Source organism: Kibdelosporangium philippinense (assembly GCF_021390435.2).
GTDB classification, from domain to species: Bacteria; Actinomycetota; Actinomycetes; order Mycobacteriales; family Pseudonocardiaceae; genus Kibdelosporangium; species Kibdelosporangium philippinense.
On record NZ_JAJVCN010000001.1, the window covers coordinates 1,688,196 to 1,701,943 of the forward strand.

The 13,748-nt window shown below is 64.2% G+C and carries 18 protein-coding genes; 12 read left to right on the forward strand and 6 right to left on the reverse strand.

Going from position 1 to position 13,748, the window contains the following annotated elements; genetic code table 11:
* Positions 1-107: 107 nt before the first annotated feature.
* From LWC34_RS07770 to LWC34_RS07820, 11 genes are read left to right on the forward strand one after another with little or no spacing between them, the layout of a single operon-like run.
* Complete coding sequence (locus tag LWC34_RS07770) at positions 108-479, forward strand: NADH-quinone oxidoreductase subunit A (RefSeq protein WP_233724180.1); 372 nt, start codon at positions 108-110, stop codon at positions 477-479.
* Positions 470-988 carry an NADH-quinone oxidoreductase subunit B gene (locus LWC34_RS07775; protein ID WP_284051420.1) on the forward strand — a complete coding sequence of 173 codons (519 nt, stop codon included), beginning with the start codon at positions 470-472 and terminating at the stop codon, positions 986-988. Before LWC34_RS07770 ends, LWC34_RS07775 begins: the two co-directional genes overlap by 10 nt.
* Positions 985-1,464 carry an NADH-quinone oxidoreductase subunit C gene (locus LWC34_RS07780; RefSeq protein WP_233724182.1) on the forward strand — a complete coding sequence of 160 codons (480 nt, stop codon included), beginning with the start codon at positions 985-987 and terminating at the stop codon, positions 1,462-1,464. Before LWC34_RS07775 ends, LWC34_RS07780 begins: the two co-directional genes overlap by 4 nt.
* Positions 1,461-2,420 carry a complex I subunit 1/NuoH family protein gene (locus tag LWC34_RS07785; protein ID WP_233724184.1) on the forward strand — a complete coding sequence of 320 codons (960 nt, stop codon included), beginning with the start codon at positions 1,461-1,463 and terminating at the stop codon, positions 2,418-2,420. Before LWC34_RS07780 ends, LWC34_RS07785 begins: the two co-directional genes overlap by 4 nt.
* On the forward strand, positions 2,417-2,866 hold the full coding sequence (locus tag LWC34_RS07790; RefSeq protein WP_233724186.1) for a NuoI/complex I 23 kDa subunit family protein: 450 nt from the start codon (positions 2,417-2,419) through the stop codon (positions 2,864-2,866). Before LWC34_RS07785 ends, LWC34_RS07790 begins: the two co-directional genes overlap by 4 nt.
* A complete protein-coding gene (locus tag LWC34_RS07795) occupies positions 2,863-3,387 on the forward strand; it encodes an NADH-quinone oxidoreductase subunit J family protein (RefSeq protein ID WP_233724187.1) in 525 nt (174 codons plus the stop codon). The genes LWC34_RS07790 and LWC34_RS07795 overlap by 4 nt, the downstream gene beginning before the upstream one ends.
* Positions 3,387-3,701 carry an NADH-quinone oxidoreductase subunit NuoK gene (nuoK, locus tag LWC34_RS07800; protein ID WP_233724189.1) on the forward strand — a complete coding sequence of 105 codons (315 nt, stop codon included), beginning with the start codon at positions 3,387-3,389 and terminating at the stop codon, positions 3,699-3,701. Before LWC34_RS07795 ends, nuoK begins: the two co-directional genes overlap by 1 nt.
* The gene (locus LWC34_RS07805; RefSeq protein ID WP_233724191.1) at positions 3,698-5,380 is read left to right on the forward strand and encodes an NADH-quinone oxidoreductase subunit 5 family protein; all 1,683 of its coding nucleotides are present in this window, start codon (positions 3,698-3,700) and stop codon (positions 5,378-5,380) included. Before nuoK ends, LWC34_RS07805 begins: the two co-directional genes overlap by 4 nt.
* Positions 5,377-6,843 carry a complex I subunit 4 family protein gene (locus LWC34_RS07810; RefSeq protein ID WP_233724193.1) on the forward strand — a complete coding sequence of 489 codons (1,467 nt, stop codon included), beginning with the start codon at positions 5,377-5,379 and terminating at the stop codon, positions 6,841-6,843. Before LWC34_RS07805 ends, LWC34_RS07810 begins: the two co-directional genes overlap by 4 nt.
* Positions 6,843-8,267, forward strand: coding sequence for an NADH-quinone oxidoreductase subunit N (locus tag LWC34_RS07815; protein ID WP_233724195.1), 1,425 nt, complete (start codon positions 6,843-6,845; stop codon positions 8,265-8,267). The genes LWC34_RS07810 and LWC34_RS07815 overlap by 1 nt, the downstream gene beginning before the upstream one ends.
* Before the next feature lies 1 nt (position 8,268).
* Positions 8,269-8,469, forward strand: a complete 201-nt coding sequence (locus LWC34_RS07820) for a hypothetical protein (RefSeq protein WP_233724197.1) — start codon at positions 8,269-8,271, stop codon at positions 8,467-8,469.
* A 40-nt stretch (positions 8,470-8,509) separates the two neighbouring features.
* Here the strand turns inward: LWC34_RS07820 and LWC34_RS07825 are convergent, their stop codons facing one another.
* From LWC34_RS07825 to LWC34_RS07835, 3 genes are all read right to left on the reverse strand, one after another.
* Positions 8,510-8,959: a type II toxin-antitoxin system VapC family toxin gene (locus LWC34_RS07825; protein WP_233724199.1), complete on the reverse strand. Its 450-nt coding sequence runs from the start codon at positions 8,957-8,959 to the stop codon at positions 8,510-8,512.
* Positions 8,952-9,215, reverse strand: a complete 264-nt coding sequence (locus tag LWC34_RS07830) for an AbrB/MazE/SpoVT family DNA-binding domain-containing protein (RefSeq protein WP_233724201.1) — start codon at positions 9,213-9,215, stop codon at positions 8,952-8,954. The genes LWC34_RS07825 and LWC34_RS07830 overlap by 8 nt, the downstream gene beginning before the upstream one ends.
* Before the next feature lie 92 nt (positions 9,216-9,307).
* A complete protein-coding gene (locus tag LWC34_RS07835) occupies positions 9,308-10,651 on the reverse strand; it encodes a S8 family peptidase (protein WP_233724202.1) in 1,344 nt (447 codons plus the stop codon).
* 105 nt (positions 10,652-10,756) lie between these two features.
* Here LWC34_RS07835 and LWC34_RS07840 point away from each other — a divergent pair, with 105 nt between their 5' ends.
* Positions 10,757-11,167 carry a nucleotidyltransferase domain-containing protein gene (locus LWC34_RS07840; RefSeq protein WP_233724204.1) on the forward strand — a complete coding sequence of 137 codons (411 nt, stop codon included), beginning with the start codon at positions 10,757-10,759 and terminating at the stop codon, positions 11,165-11,167.
* Here LWC34_RS07840 and LWC34_RS07845 read toward each other — a convergent pair.
* From LWC34_RS07845 to LWC34_RS07855, 3 genes are read right to left on the reverse strand one after another with little or no spacing between them, the layout of a single operon-like run.
* Entirely contained in the window at positions 11,132-12,280 is a 1,149-nt protein-coding gene (locus LWC34_RS07845) for an NADH-quinone oxidoreductase subunit D (protein WP_233724206.1), read from the reverse strand. The genes LWC34_RS07840 and LWC34_RS07845 overlap by 36 nt on opposite strands.
* Positions 12,277-13,191, reverse strand: coding sequence for an SAM-dependent methyltransferase (locus LWC34_RS07850; protein ID WP_233724208.1), 915 nt, complete (start codon positions 13,189-13,191; stop codon positions 12,277-12,279). Before LWC34_RS07850 ends, LWC34_RS07845 begins: the two co-directional genes overlap by 4 nt.
* A 6-nt stretch (positions 13,192-13,197) precedes the next feature.
* Positions 13,198-13,746: a PadR family transcriptional regulator gene (locus tag LWC34_RS07855; protein ID WP_233724210.1), complete on the reverse strand. Its 549-nt coding sequence runs from the start codon at positions 13,744-13,746 to the stop codon at positions 13,198-13,200.
* Positions 13,747-13,748 lie beyond the last annotated feature (2 nt).

The window sequence follows — 13,748 nt, forward strand, 5'->3', positions numbered from 1 at the left end:
GTCAATCCGACATATCCGGCTTGCGGGCTTCCGGTGGACGAAAGGCGATCAATCGACCAAGATGTGATCTAACGCACAGTGCGGCAGGCCCTCCCGGAGGTGACCACGTGCACGGCTATTTCGGAGCATACGGATTGGTCGCGTTGCTCCTGGTAGTCGGCGCTGTGTTCGTAACAGTGGCGTTGACAGCGAACCGCGTTTTGCGGCCCGAGCGGCCGACGCCCCAGAAACTGCTGACGTACGAATGCGGTGTCGACCCCGTCGGCGGCGGTTGGGCGCAGTCGTACGTGCGCTACTACGTCTTCACGTTCCTCTACGTGGTGTTCGCCGTCGACGCCGTCTTCTTGTTCCCGTGGGCGACCGTTTTCGCCGCTCCTGGCTTCGGTGCCGCCACGCTCGTCGAGATGTTCGTGTTCCTCGGCTTCCTGGCCGTCGGAATCCTGTACGCCTGGCGCAAGGGGGTCCTGTCATGGGCGTGATCGATCTCGGAATGATCAACCAGGTTCCGAAGCCGATGCGGTTCATCCTCAACTGGGGCCGCCGGTATTCGCTGTGGGTGTTCAGCTTCGGGCTGGCGTGCTGCGCGATCGAATTCATCGCTACCTCGATGAGCAGGCACGACTTCATCCGGCTCGGCGTGATCCCGTTCGCGCCAAGCCCGCGCCAGGCCGATCTGATGGTCGTGTCCGGCACGGTCACCGACAAGATGGCGCCCGCGGTCCAGCGGCTCTACGAACAGATGCCCGAGCCCAAATACGTGATCTCGTTCGGCGCCTGCTCGAACTGCGGCGGGCCGTACTGGGATTCCTACTGCGTCACGAAAGGCGTCGATCAGCTCATCCCGGTCGACGTCTACGTCCCCGGCTGCCCGCCGCGTCCGGAAGCGCTGCTGCACGGGATCATGAAACTACAGGCGAAAATCGGCGACGAGCAGTGGACCGAGCGCGGATCGCCCCAATATCCCACCTTTGAGCGGGTGGCCGAATGAACGAGGACGTCGCCCCGGAGGAATGGATAGCCGCGCTCACCAGAGCGCGGGACGCCAGGCACTGTGACTTCTTCGATTTCCTGACGGCCGTCGACGAGCTGGCCGACGGCATCCGGATCGTCGCGCACGTCTTCTCGACGAGCACCAAAGAGCATGCGAAGATCCGGACCCTGTTGCCGCCGGACGCGCTGACCCTGCCGACCGCCACAACTGTCTACAAGGGAGCGAACTGGCACGAGCGGGAAACCTGCGAGATGTTCGGCGTGCACTTCGAAGGACATCCGAACCTGATCCCGTTGCTGCTGCCGGACGGCTTCGAAGGCCACCCGTTGCGCAAGGACTTCGTACTGGCAAGCCGGGTCGCCAAGCAGTGGCCGGGTGAGGTCGACCCGGGTCAGTCCCTTACCGAGCTGAAGAAGCCGAAGCGGCGGCGCAACCTGCCGCCTGGCGTGCCTGAGAACTGGGTGCGGCCATGACATTACTGGAGATCGTGCTGCGGCTGGCATTGGTGGTTGCGGCCTTCCTGCTGCTGCCGCTACTGGTGGGCCAGCTCGAGCACAAAGCCATGGCGCACATGCAAGCCAGGCTCGGACCGATGCACGCGGGCGGATTTCACGGCTGGGCGCAACTGATCGCGGACGGCGTGAAGTTCGTCCAAAAAGAACACGTCGTGCCGACACAGGCTGACAGAACAGTGTTCTCGCTGGCGCCCGCTGTTGCTTTGATTCCCTACCTGGTTGTTCTGGTCGTCATTCCGGTCGGGCCGGGCTTGGTCGCGCTCAACCTCGACATCGGCTTGTTCTTCGTGCTCGCCGTGATGAGTGTGAGCGTGCTCGGGTCGGTGATGGCCGGCTGGTCGAGCGGCAACAAGTACGCGCTGCTCGGCGGACTGCGCAGCGCCGCACAGCTGATGGCGTACGAGTTGCCGCTTGTCCTTGCGGCGTCGTCGATCGCGATGGCCGCGGGCACGCTTTCGTTGTCCGGCATTGTCGAGGCGTGGTCGCCGTGGTGGCTTGCCTGGCAGGCACCGGCTTTGCTGATCTTCTTCGTCGCCGGGCTGGCCGAGTTGCATCGGCCGCCGTTCGACATGCCGGTCGCCGACTCGGAGATCGTGCTCGGTCCGTACACCGAATACACGGGCCTGCGGTTCGCGCTGTTCCTGCTCGCCGAATACGCCGGGATCGTCGTGCTCTGCGCGTTGACCACGGTGTTGTTCCTCGGCGGCTGGCGCGGGCCGTTCGGCAACGATGAACTGGGCCCGATCTGGTTCCTGATCAAGCTGTTCATCCTGGCCTTCGTGGTGATCTGGCTTCGGGTCAGCAACCCGAGGCTGCGGGCCGACCAGTTGCAGAAGCTGGCGTGGCAGGTGCTCGTCCCGCTGAGCCTCGCCCAGCTCGCCCTGACCGGTGTGGTGAAGGTGGCGATCTCATGAAAGGGCTGCTCAAAGGCCTTGTGGTCACGCTGCGGACGATGACGCGCCGATCGGTAACCCGGCAGTACCCCGAGGCCAAACCCGAACTGCCGCCGCGCAGCCGGGGCGTGATCGGGCTGCTTGCGGAGAACTGCACGTCCTGCATGCTCTGCGCGCGCGAATGCCCGGACTGGTGCATCTACATCGAATCGCACAAGGAAACACTGCCAGCGCAGGTCGAAGGCGGCCGCGAACGCAGCCGCAACGTGCTCGACCGGTTCGCGATCGACTTCTCGCTGTGCATGTACTGCGGGATCTGCATCGAAGCGTGCCCGTTCGACGCGTTGTTCTGGTCGCCGGAGTTCGAGTACGCCGAGCACGAGATCGGATCGCTGACCCACGAGATGGACCTGTTGGGCCACTGGATGCGGACGGTGCCGCCACCGCCGGAAATCGAGCAGGCATGACCGCCGCGGAGATCGTCTTCGTGCTGCTCGGCGTGGTCGCCTTGGGCTCGGCTGTGCTTGTCGTGACCACGAAACAGATTGTCCGTGCGGCGCTCTATCTTGTGGTGAGTTTCGGTGCCATAGCAGCGTGCTTTCTCGTGCTCACAGCGGAATTGGTCGCGTGGGTGCAGGTGCTGATCTACGTCGGCGCGGTCGTTGTGTTGCTGCTCTTCGGGATCATGCTCACGCGAGCGCCGATCGGCCCGTCGTCCGATTTGGACAGCCGGAACAAGCCTGCCGCGATCGCGGTCGCCGTGGCCACGGCAGGAGTGCTGGTGACGGTCCTGGTCAGCGGTTTCAAGGATGCGTATTTCGACGTGGGGGAGCAGACCGCCGGGTCGGCCAGCTCGATCGGAGCGGGCATCTTCCGGTACTGGGTGCTGCCGTTCGAAGTGCTGTCGGTGCTGCTGCTCGCCGCGTTGGTCGGCGCCATTGTCTTGTCCCGCACGGACATCGGGCCGCCGAAGGACGGTGATGCCTGATGCACGTCCTCTACCCGGCGGTGTTGTCGGCGCTGCTGTTCTCGATCGGCATCTACGGCGTGCTGGCCAGGCGTAACGCGATCCTGGTCCTGATGTCGGTCGAGCTGATGCTCAACGCCGTCAACCTCAACCTGGTCGCGTTCGACGTCTGGCTGGCCGACAAGCTGGGCTCCGGGCAGATCCTGACGCTGTTCGTGATCGTCATCGCGGCCGCGGAAGTCGGCCTCGGCCTGGCGATCATCCTGCAGGTCTTCCGCAACCGCGCGACGATCTCGGTCGACGCGCTGACCGAACTCGCCGAGGACAAGCAATGATCGCGCTTCTGGCCATCCTCGGCACCGCCCTCAGCGCGGTCGGCGCGATCCTCCTCGCTTTCGTCGAGCCGTTCGAGACTTATGCGCTGCTCACGCCGACCGGGACCATCCCGATCACGGTGGGCCTGCGGGTGGACGAGCTGTCGTCGACCGTGGCGGTGATGGTCACCATGGTCGCGCTGGCCATCCAGATTTACTCGGTCGGGTACATGAAGCACGACGTGCGGTATCCGACGTTCGCGACACTGGTCGGGCTGTTCACGCTCGCGATGCTGACCGTGGTTCTGTCGGCCGACCTGATCATGCTGTACGTCGGCTGGGAGATCATGGGCGTCTGCTCGTACTTCCTGATCGGCCATCACTGGGAGAAACCGTCAGCGTCGGCGGCCGCGATCAAGTCGTTCCTGATGACCAGGTTCGGTGACGTCGGTTTCTTGTTCGGGATCTTCGTATTGGGCGTCGCGGCCGGGTCGTTCCGGATCACGGACGTGATCGCGGCGGTCCCGACCATGTCCTCGGGCACTGTGTTGACTGCGGCACTGTTGTTGCTGGTCGGGGTCGTGGGCAAGGCGGCACAGTTCCCGTTGCACAGCTGGTTGCCGGACGCGATGGCTGGTCCTGCACCCGTCAGCGCGCTGATTCACGCGGCGACGATGGTCGCGGCGGGTGCTTACGTGGTGGCGCTGTTGTATCCGGTGTTTCTCGCGGCCCCGCTGGCGCTGGACGTCCTTGCGGTGATCGCGGTGATTTCCATGCTTGGTGCGGCTTTGGCGGCATTGGTCACGGATGATCTCAAGCGGGTGCTGGCGTATTCGACGATCAGCCAGCTGAGCGTGATGTTCGCGGCTCTGGCGGTCGGCGGCCGGACCCAGGCGATCGCGCACCTGTTGTCCCACGCGGCTTTCAAGGCCTTGCTCTTCCTTTGTGCGGGTGCCGTGATTGTCGCTGTGGGCAGCAATCTGACGTCGGACATGGGTGGGCTTCGTCGGCGGATGCCGTTGTCGTTCCTGACAATGACCGTTGGTTTCGCCGCGCTTGCCGGGATACCTCCAACGGTCGGGTTTTTCAGCAAGGACGCGGTGATCGCCGCGGCTGAGCACGCGCCGAACTGGTTGGTGTTCATCGGGTTGTTGCTGACCGTCGGGTTGACGGCGGCGTACACGACTCGGGCCTGGTTGCGGACCTTCTTCGGGGCGGGTCCCGATGTCCGCGAGGTCTCCAAGATCATGACCATTCCGTTGACACTGCTGGCTTTGGTGGCTTTGCTGCTTGGTTTCGTCGGACTGTGGTTCGAGTCTTTGCGGCCAGAATTGCTCAGCGCGGTGCTGTCGTTGGTGCTGGCCGCTCTTGGTGTCCTTGGGGTGTTCCTGATCTGGCGGGGTGACCCTGCTCAGGATCCCGCGGACTCGCTTGGCCGGTTGCGTGGCGTGTTCGGTTCCGCGTTCGGTACCGACACGTTGTACGAGCGAACGGTTGCTCGGGGCGTGATGCGGCTCGCCAACGAGGTTGTCCGCGTGGACGATTCCGTTGTCGGGAAGTCGGTTCGAGGGACCGGGCTCGGGGCACGGGCGCTTGGCGGTGTGCTTCGGCGGACCCAGAACGGAAATCCCCAGTTCTACGTGACCGCCGTGCTTGCTGGCGTTGTGGTGATTGCGGTGGGGGTGGTGATCCTGCAATGAACGTGTTGTTGCTCGCTGTCCCACTGGCCGGTTGCCTTCTCGTGCTGTGGCTGCGCCACCTGGCTGTGGGTGTCGTGGTCACGGGCATCACTTTCGCCGTCTCGGTGGTGATCGCGTTCTCGGTCGACTACGCGCGGCCAGGCATGCAGCTGGAGACGGATCTGCCGTGGATTCCGCCGCTCGGGTTGCGGTTTCACCTTGGGGTTGACGGTGTTTCCGTTCCGTTGATCGTGCTTACTTCCTTGCTGTGCTTCTTGAGCATGATCTATCTGGTTCGGCGTGTGCCTGAGCGGGCGCATTCGTTCATGTCCCTGTTGTTGCTGACCGAGGTCGGCATGCTCGGCACGTTCGTCGCACTGGATCTGTTGTTGTTCTTCGTGTTCTTCGAAGTCGTGCTGATCCCGATGTACGCGCTGATCGCGGGCTGGGGCGGGGCTTCGCGTGGGCCCGCGGCCCGGCAGTTCATCCTCTACACGTTGCTTGGTTCCGGTGTCCTGCTGGTGGGCCTGCTCGTGATCTACGGCCATACGTCCACTTTGAACATGGTGGAACTGGCCGCGCAGGATGGCTCGGGCATGAGCCGCGCGGTCCAGGTGATCGCGTTCATCCTGGTCGCGGGCGGGCTGGCGGTGAAGGTGCCGATGTGGCCGCTGCACACCTGGCTGCCGGACGCGCACAGCGAAGCACCGACGGTCGGATCTGTGCTGCTGGCCGGGGTTTTGCTCAAGATGGGGACGTACGGCCTGATCCGGATCGCGGTGCCGATCTTGCCGGATGGCGCACTGGCTGTGGCTCCCTTCCTTGGGGCGTTCGGCGTGATCGGGATCGTGTACGCGGCGCTGGCGTGTCTCGCTCAGCGGAACCTCAAGCGGCTGATCGCGTTTTCGAGCGTCGGGCACATGGGATTCGTGCTGCTGGGGATCTCGACGTTGACTCCTGCTGGCATCAACGCGGCCCTGTTCGCCAACATCGCGCACGGATTGATCACGGGCCTGCTGTTCTTCCTGGTCGGCGGAATGGCGGAACGTTTCGGCAGCACGGATATGGCTCAGATCGGCGGTGGGACGCTGACGTTGGCGCCTCGGCTGAGCGTCCTGTTGATCATTGCTTCGGTGGCCAGCTTCGGCTTGCCGGGCTTGGCTGGGTTCTGGGGCGAGATGCTGGCGATGCTGGCCGCCTTCGACCCGGCACCGGGGCTCAATCGCGGCCTCTACCTGGTCTTCATGGTGGTCGCGGGGATCGGGGCCGTGCTGACGGCCGCCTATTTCCTTGTCATGTTGCGCGAGGTCGCTCAGGGGACGTTCGCGGCATGGCGACGTGACCAGGGGATCCTCGATGTGACGCGGGTGGAGTGGGCGGCGTGGACGCCGCTGGTGGTACTGGTGTTCGTGGTCGGGATCTGGCCGGGGCTCGTGCTCGGGCCAACCGCCGAGGCCGTCGGGTTCTACCTGGGAGGGCTGTGATGGTCCAGACGGTCGACTACTTGGCGATCGCGCCGCCCCTGATTCTGGCTTTGTTCGGCTTGGCGGCTTTGTTCGTGCGCTATGCGGGTTTCGTGGGTCTGATCCTTGCCGGTGCCTTCGAGGTTGTGTTGTTGTTCAGCGCTCCACGTCGGACGTTCTGTGTGGACAGTTCATGCTCCTTTGTGGTCGACGATTTCACGCTGCTGTTCCAGACCGTGACGTTGATCGCGGGGCTCGTGGTGCTGTTGACGGCTCACGTGGAGATCCGAGACACCAGGTTGCCAGCGGGGGAGTTCCACTTTCTGACCCTGGCGGCGATGGCGGGTGCGTTGACTCTGGCCGCGGGCCGGGACCTCGTGACTTTGTTGGTGTCATTGGAGGTTGTTTCGCTGCCTCTGTTCGCGCTGGTGGCGTTGCGGCGCTATGACGGCCGGTCGTCCGAGGCTGGCGTGAAGATGTTCTTGGTATCCGTAGTGTCGACGGCTGTGATGTTGTTCGGTATCAGCCTGGTTTACGGCGCCACGGGATCGCTTTTCCTTGACCGCATCGGGGCAGTGCTGGCCACACCGTCTCCTTTGGAGTCCGTCGCCGGTGTTGGCGTGGTTCTCGTCTTGGTCGGCTTCGGGTTCAAGGTGTCCGCGGTTCCGTTCCACTTCTGGGCGCCGGACACCTATCAGGGTTCGCCGGTCGCGGTGGCCGCATTCTTGTCCGTGATCTCGAAGGCTGCCGGTTTCGCTGGCCTGGCTCTGGTCCTGAGTATCGCTTTTGGACCGTTGGCTTCGGTGTGGGGCCCGTTGGTCGCCGTGCTCGCCGCTGTGTCGATGACCGTGGGCAATCTGGTCGCGTTGCGCCAGAAGACCGCGATGCGACTGTTGGCCTGGTCCTCCATCGCGCAGGCCGGATACATGCTCGCGCCGCTGGGCGCGGCCGGTGGCGGTGCGCCTCTGGACGGTCTGGTCGCGGCCACAATTGGCTATGTCGCCATCTACGCCCTGATGAACATCGGCGTGTTCGCGGTGATATCGGTCGTCGGGTGGATCGGCGAGCATGGGGGAGGGACGCTTGACTCGTACCGTGGCCTAGCTCGCACGCACCCACTGACAGCCGTGGCGCTGGCGTTTTTCCTGGCATGCCTAGCCGGTCTACCACCAGGACTCGCCGGACTGTTCGCCAAAATCGTGGTATTCCAGGGAACGATCCTCGGCGGTTACGGCTGGCTCGCCGTGATCATGGCGGTGAACACAGTGATCGGCCTCTTCTACTACCTATCCTGGGCCACCCGCCTGTTCGCCCCTTTGCCGGAAGGAGCAGCTTTCGACCGCATCGCCCGCCCCGTCGGCGCCGCGATAGGAGTTGCCGCAGCAGGGACCGTACTCATGTCCGTGGCACCGCAGCTCGTCCTCGGCATCTCTCTCGGAGGCTGAAATGCAAGCAACCGTCGCCACCTACTCACCCGAAACCCGCAGCGGCACAGTTTTGCTGGACGACGGCCGCCAGCTTTCGTTCGACGCCAACGCCTTCGACCGCAGCGGCCTGCGAATGCTCCGGCTCGGTCAACGAGTAGTCATGCGCGTCGTCGACGACCATGTCGAAGCCATCAACCACATCGCCCTTCCGCTGGACTGACCTCGTGAGTGGTTAGACGGGTTAGAACGCGCGTAACCACTCACGAGGGGCTTATCAGATCCAGTTTGGGAAAGTACGTTCGGAAACGCTCAGTGTCCCGAGTGAGCAGCCTGTAGTTGTTGACCGCGGCGTGTGCGCCGATATAGAAGTCAGGCAGAGGCGAACGTCGGGCGCCGCCGCGTCTGCGGTATGCCACAAAGGCCCGTGATGCGAGAAACCCTGCTTGGTAGGGGAGGGGCTCGCGAGCGAAGTCCGTCGCGGGAAGCGCCTCGTCGAGGTCTTCGATCGTGTCGAAGCCCGCCGAAACCTCGGCGTAGATGATCGGATTGATAGCGAGGTCGCCTTCGTCCCTCGCCGTCGCGATGGCTTCCTCAGCCCAATCAGCCCACTGTGGATCGTCGGTGAGTACGTCAAGCAGGACACAGGTGTCGACCATCGTCACGGTCGTGCCATTGCCGGGAGCGACCACCTGAAAACGTCGCTCAGTCACCACGAAGGAGTTCCATCAGCTCGTCGGTACTCATCTTGGTCGTCGCCCGTCCTCGCATTCCTTGTGCGAGGCGACGGCCGCGTGTTTGACCACCTTGGATGCGGACGATCCGGAGACTGGTGCCGTCTTCGACGACTTCAACCTCGTCGCCTTCGCGGAGGTGATACTTCTCCCGGAGCGCGGCAGGGATCGTGACCTGGCCTTTGCTGTTGAGCCGCATGGTGACCTCCTCCGCGACACGTAATACGTCTACCACGTATTACACCCTATCCGCAGCTTGGTTGTCGAGGCCGCAGGTCGTGAGTGTTTTGGCCGGTTAGAACCGGCCAAAACACTCACGAGGGTTGATCAGGCGGCGGCTACGCTTGCGCGAGCGTCGAGCAAGCCGATCCCGCATCCGCCGACGCAGCTACCGGGCATGGCCCGAGCCCGGAGTGCGGTCTGTACCTGAGCGGGCGTCAACTGAGGCAGGCCCGCGGCGAGCTTCTTGTGCTGCATCAGCGCAACCGTGCCCGCGACGTGCGGGGCGGCCATGCTGGTGCCCTGGTAGAACGCGTACGACTGCGCGCCAGGAACGGTGGTGCCAGCGTTCAGAGTGGACAGAACACCATTCGCAGCCGCAGGTGCGGTCTCCCCGCCAGGAGCGGTGATTTCCACGGTCGCGCCGAAGTTGGAGTACACGGCACGGTTGCCCTGGCGGTCGCTGGCGGCGACGGTGATCACGCCGGCGCAGTTGGCCGGGGTGGAGTTGGCGGCGTTGGCGTTGGCGTTACCCGCGGACACGACGACCGAAGAACCGCGGTTGCGGGCACCGTTGATCGCGGCCTGGAGAGCTGCCGGGCATGCACCCGAGCCGCCGAGGCTCAGGTTCAGCACCCGTGCCGGGTTCGCGTTGTTGGGAACACCAGCAACGACACCGCCGGAAGCCCACGTGATGCCGTCGATGATGTCAGCGAACGTGCCACCGCAACGACCGAGCACGCGCACCGGAACGATCTGGGCACCCGGCGCGACACCGGCGACGCCAGCAGCGTTGCCACGAACGGCGGCAATGGTTCCCGATACATGGGTACCGTGCCAACTGCTGTTACGGGCAGCGCTACCGGCACCGCATTCGCCCGCTGCCTGCCAGTCGCCCTGGTCTTGGGCGTTGGCGTCACGGCCGTTGCCGTCACGGGCGGCGGCCGCGTTGGTGATCATGTCGTAGCCGCCGATGTAACGGGAATTCAGTTCTGTGTGGCTGGTGCGGCCTGTGTCGATGACTGCCACACGCACGCCCGCTCCGGTCAGGCCGCTGTCCCACGCGGTGTCCACGCGGGCGCCCGCGGCTGCCTCGAAGTAGTGCCACTGCTGGGGATACATCGTGTCATTCGGTGTCAGGTCGGCGTACATCTTGCCGTTGACTTCCGCGTACTCGACGTCCGGTCGTGCCTTCAACGACGCCAGCAAGTTGTTGGTGCCTCTGGCATCCAGTGCCTTGTTCGGTGAAACCAGAACCGCGCCAACTGAAACCTCGCCGACGACGCGCAGGCCTAACGCCTCAGATCTAGCTGCGACACCGTCACGGAACTTGACGATGAACTCCGGGGCATCCGAGGACGGTGCCGCGGTTGCCAGCGGCGTGAGTGTCAGCAGGGTCATTGCCGCGCCAAGGCCTGCGATCGCCAGGCGGCGGGTCAATCCACTCGTCATGTTCTCCCAATCCTTGCCGGTGGAGACGCTTCTTCGTCGTCTCCCGGCACATAGGACGGTCCTGATCGCCCCCAGATACATATCTGGCAAAAGTAAACTTGCCGGGTGATCAACGAAATCCTCGACCGGGTCGTGTCGTGGGCACGCGCCCGTGTGGACATCGCGGGCGTCCTACTCGTCGGTTCGTACGCCCGCGACGCCGCGAGACCCGACTCTGACGTCGATATTGTGATACTTACCGAAATACCGGACCAGTACACGGAAGGCTGGTACGACGAGGTCGAAATCGGCCCGCTGACAAGGAATCAAGCCTGGGGGCCGATCACCGAATGGCGGCTGATTAGCTCGTCCGGACTAGAGGTCGAATTCGGTGTCGGATCGCCCGACTGGGCCTTGACGGATCCCGTCGACGCGGGCACGAGAAGAGTTGTCGCAGATGGAGCGAGGATCTTGTACGACCCGAAAGGCCTGTTGGCCAAGCTACTTGTCGATGTCGCCGACCACAAAGAACATTGAACCGAGGATCGCGATCATGTCGGCGAGCAGCGCACCCCGCATCAGCTCGGGAATCGCCTGCACGTTGTTGAACGACGCCGATCGGAGTTTCATCCGCCACGGTGTTTTCTCACCGCGCGACACGAGGTAATACCCGTTGACGCCCAACGGGTTCTCGGTCCACGCGTACGTCTCGCCCTCGGGGGCTTTGAGAATCTTCGGCGTTCGCACGTTGATCGGGCCGGGTGGCAGTGCCGCCAGCCGGTCCGCGCACGCCTCGGCGAGGTCAAGCGAGGCGTAGATCTGGTCGACGAGACACTCGAACCGGGCGAGGCAATCGCCCGATGTCCGGGTCACCACTGGAATGTCCAATTCGTCATACGCGAGGTACGGCTCATCCCTGCGCAGATCGAAGTCGAGCCCGCTGGCCCGTGCGATCGGACCGGAAACACCGTACGCGGCAGCACTTTCCCGTGACAGGACGCCGATTCCCTTTGTCCTGGCGTGAAAGATCTCGTTGTCACGGATGAGCCGCTCGATCTCGCGCGAGCCACGGCGAACGTCCACGATGGCCTGTCGCACCCGGTCGAGCCAACCAAGCGGTAGGTCTTCCTTCAGGCCGCCGACCCGGTTGAACATGTAGTGCATCCGGCCGCCGGAAACCTCCTCCATCACCGCCTGGAGGGTCTCGCGCTCGCGGAAAGCGTAGAAAATCGGTGTGATGGCACCGAGTTCGATGGGATACGAACCCGCGAACATCAAATGGTTGAGCACCCGATTGAGCTCGGCGAGCAGCATCCGTGCCCACACCGCGCGCACAGGCGGCTCGATCCCGGTCATCCGTTCTACGGCAAGCACGACGCCAATTTCGTTGGCGAACGCCGAGAGCCAGTCGTGCCGATTCGCCAGCACGATGATCTGCCGGTAGTCACGGACCTCGAACAGCTTCTCGGCACCGCGGTGCATATAACCGATGATCGGTTCGACCTCGGAGATCTGCTCGCCGTCAAGACGGAGCCGCAGCCGCAGGACACCGTGGGTCGCCGGGTGCTGTGGCCCGATGTTCAGCACCATGTCCTCGCCGCCGAGGTGCGTGGCGCCCGAGCCGATCGCGACAGTGCGTTCCGTGCTCATAGCCCGATCTTTGCACTCAACGAGTGCACAAGCCATCCAAACGAGCCGAGTCCGTGGCGGTCGATCAACTCGGCTTCCTCGCCCGCCCGCTGCAACTCACGTAGATACCCTTGCGGATCGGCCCTGGCGAGCTCGATAGGCGGCCGCTTGCCGATAATTCCCAATGACCGCAACGCATCCCGCTGTGTGGTCAGCCCGGTTTCGGGCACGGCGGCCGCACACGAATCGAGGGCGACGTGCGCGGTGATATCGCACGAACCGTCCGGCACAGGCGCGACCTGGCGACCCTGCCGGTAGCCGGTCAGGGAACCGTAGAAAGGTCGGCTGTCGAGAGTGTGCCCGTAGTCCGCGGCCACCACCACACCCCGATGAACGCGTTTGACCAGGTCAGCCCATGCCTCGTCGCGAGGACGGCCGATTTCGGCGCGTTGTCCCTCCTCGGCGAGCGGCCACCAACGCTCCAACCAGGCCACATCGGCTTCGTCGGGCGGGCCGCCGAGGCGTTCGGTGCCGTCGCGGGACACCTCGACCAAGTGCGGGCCGTCCGAAGCCAGTTCGACCACGTCGACCGGGATGTTGTCGAGCCATTCGTTGGCGATCACCAAGCCGGTGATCTCGTCCGGCAGTTCGGCCACCCATTCGATGCGAGCGGGGAGGTCCGCAGGTCGCGGGGCCTTTTCGACCGCGATCAGGCGTGCGTCGGTATCGAGCTGGGCAAGCAGGCCGCCGTCGCCCGCGCCCACGTCGACTATCGAGGCAGCGTCGGGCATCAGGCTCAGCAACGCCGCCGCGAACCGTGGTGACGCGTGCACGGACGTGCGGAAATGCCGGGCGGGTTGCCCAGCGGATCGGTAGAACCCGTCCTTGGCGTACAGCGCCCGCTCGGTCGCCGCACGCCAGGACATCCACATGACCCGTCAGCGTAGTTCGACCGTCTTCTCTTGGCGGTTTTCCACAGGTTTCGGGGTGTGCTTGGCGAGCGTCGCCTCGCAGTGGTCGAGCCAGCGGATCTCCGCTTCGGACTGGAAGATCATCGATTCGAGCACCAGCTGCCACGCCAGATCGGTGTCGGAAAGCGACTTCAACCGCGTGTACTCCTGCAAGGCCCGCATGGTCGAGGTTCGCTGCGCCTGCATGATCGCCCGGACGTCGACACCAGGAGTGGTCACAGCAAGCGCTAGCTTGATCGCGAGTTCGTCACGCGGCCGGTCGGACCGGCTGATCGGCGTGCTGAACCAGGTTTTGAGGTCCGCGCGCCCGGCACCGGTGATCTCGTAAGGGCGCTGCCCGCTCTCGTTCTCCTCCAGCGCGCGCACGAACTCGTCCCGCTCAAGCCGGGAGAGCGTGGTGTAGACCTGCCCGATGTTCAGCGAACCGCCGGTGGACTCCTGGAACGCGGCACGGAGTTGGTAGCCGTACATGGGGCCGCGTTCGAGCAATGCGAGCAGACCATACTTGACTGACACAG

What these genes read in the sequence shown, in the direction of transcription:
- LWC34_RS07775 (WP_284051420.1), top strand. Translation starts at nt 470, where the DNA reads ATGGGCGTGATCGATCTCGGAATGATCAACCAGGTTCCGAAGCCGATG.
- LWC34_RS07780 (WP_233724182.1), top strand. Translation starts at nt 985, where the DNA reads ATGAACGAGGACGTCGCCCCGGAGGAATGGATAGCCGCGCTCACCAGA.
- LWC34_RS07785 (WP_233724184.1), top strand. Translation starts at nt 1,461, where the DNA reads ATGACATTACTGGAGATCGTGCTGCGGCTGGCATTGGTGGTTGCGGCC.
- LWC34_RS07790 (WP_233724186.1), top strand. Translation starts at nt 2,417, where the DNA reads ATGAAAGGGCTGCTCAAAGGCCTTGTGGTCACGCTGCGGACGATGACG.
- LWC34_RS07795 (WP_233724187.1), top strand. Translation starts at nt 2,863, where the DNA reads ATGACCGCCGCGGAGATCGTCTTCGTGCTGCTCGGCGTGGTCGCCTTG.
- nuoK (WP_233724189.1), top strand. Translation starts at nt 3,387, where the DNA reads ATGCACGTCCTCTACCCGGCGGTGTTGTCGGCGCTGCTGTTCTCGATC.
- LWC34_RS07805 (WP_233724191.1), top strand. Translation starts at nt 3,698, where the DNA reads ATGATCGCGCTTCTGGCCATCCTCGGCACCGCCCTCAGCGCGGTCGGC.
- LWC34_RS07810 (WP_233724193.1), top strand. Translation starts at nt 5,377, where the DNA reads ATGAACGTGTTGTTGCTCGCTGTCCCACTGGCCGGTTGCCTTCTCGTG.
- LWC34_RS07815 (WP_233724195.1), top strand. Translation starts at nt 6,843, where the DNA reads ATGGTCCAGACGGTCGACTACTTGGCGATCGCGCCGCCCCTGATTCTG.
- LWC34_RS07820 (WP_233724197.1), top strand. Translation starts at nt 8,269, where the DNA reads ATGCAAGCAACCGTCGCCACCTACTCACCCGAAACCCGCAGCGGCACA.
- LWC34_RS07835 (WP_233724202.1), bottom strand. Translation starts at nt 10,651, where the DNA reads ATGACGAGTGGATTGACCCGCCGCCTGGCGATCGCAGGCCTTGGCGCG.
- LWC34_RS07845 (WP_233724206.1), bottom strand. Translation starts at nt 12,280, where the DNA reads ATGAGCACGGAACGCACTGTCGCGATCGGCTCGGGCGCCACGCACCTC.
- LWC34_RS07850 (WP_233724208.1), bottom strand. Translation starts at nt 13,191, where the DNA reads ATGTGGATGTCCTGGCGTGCGGCGACCGAGCGGGCGCTGTACGCCAAG.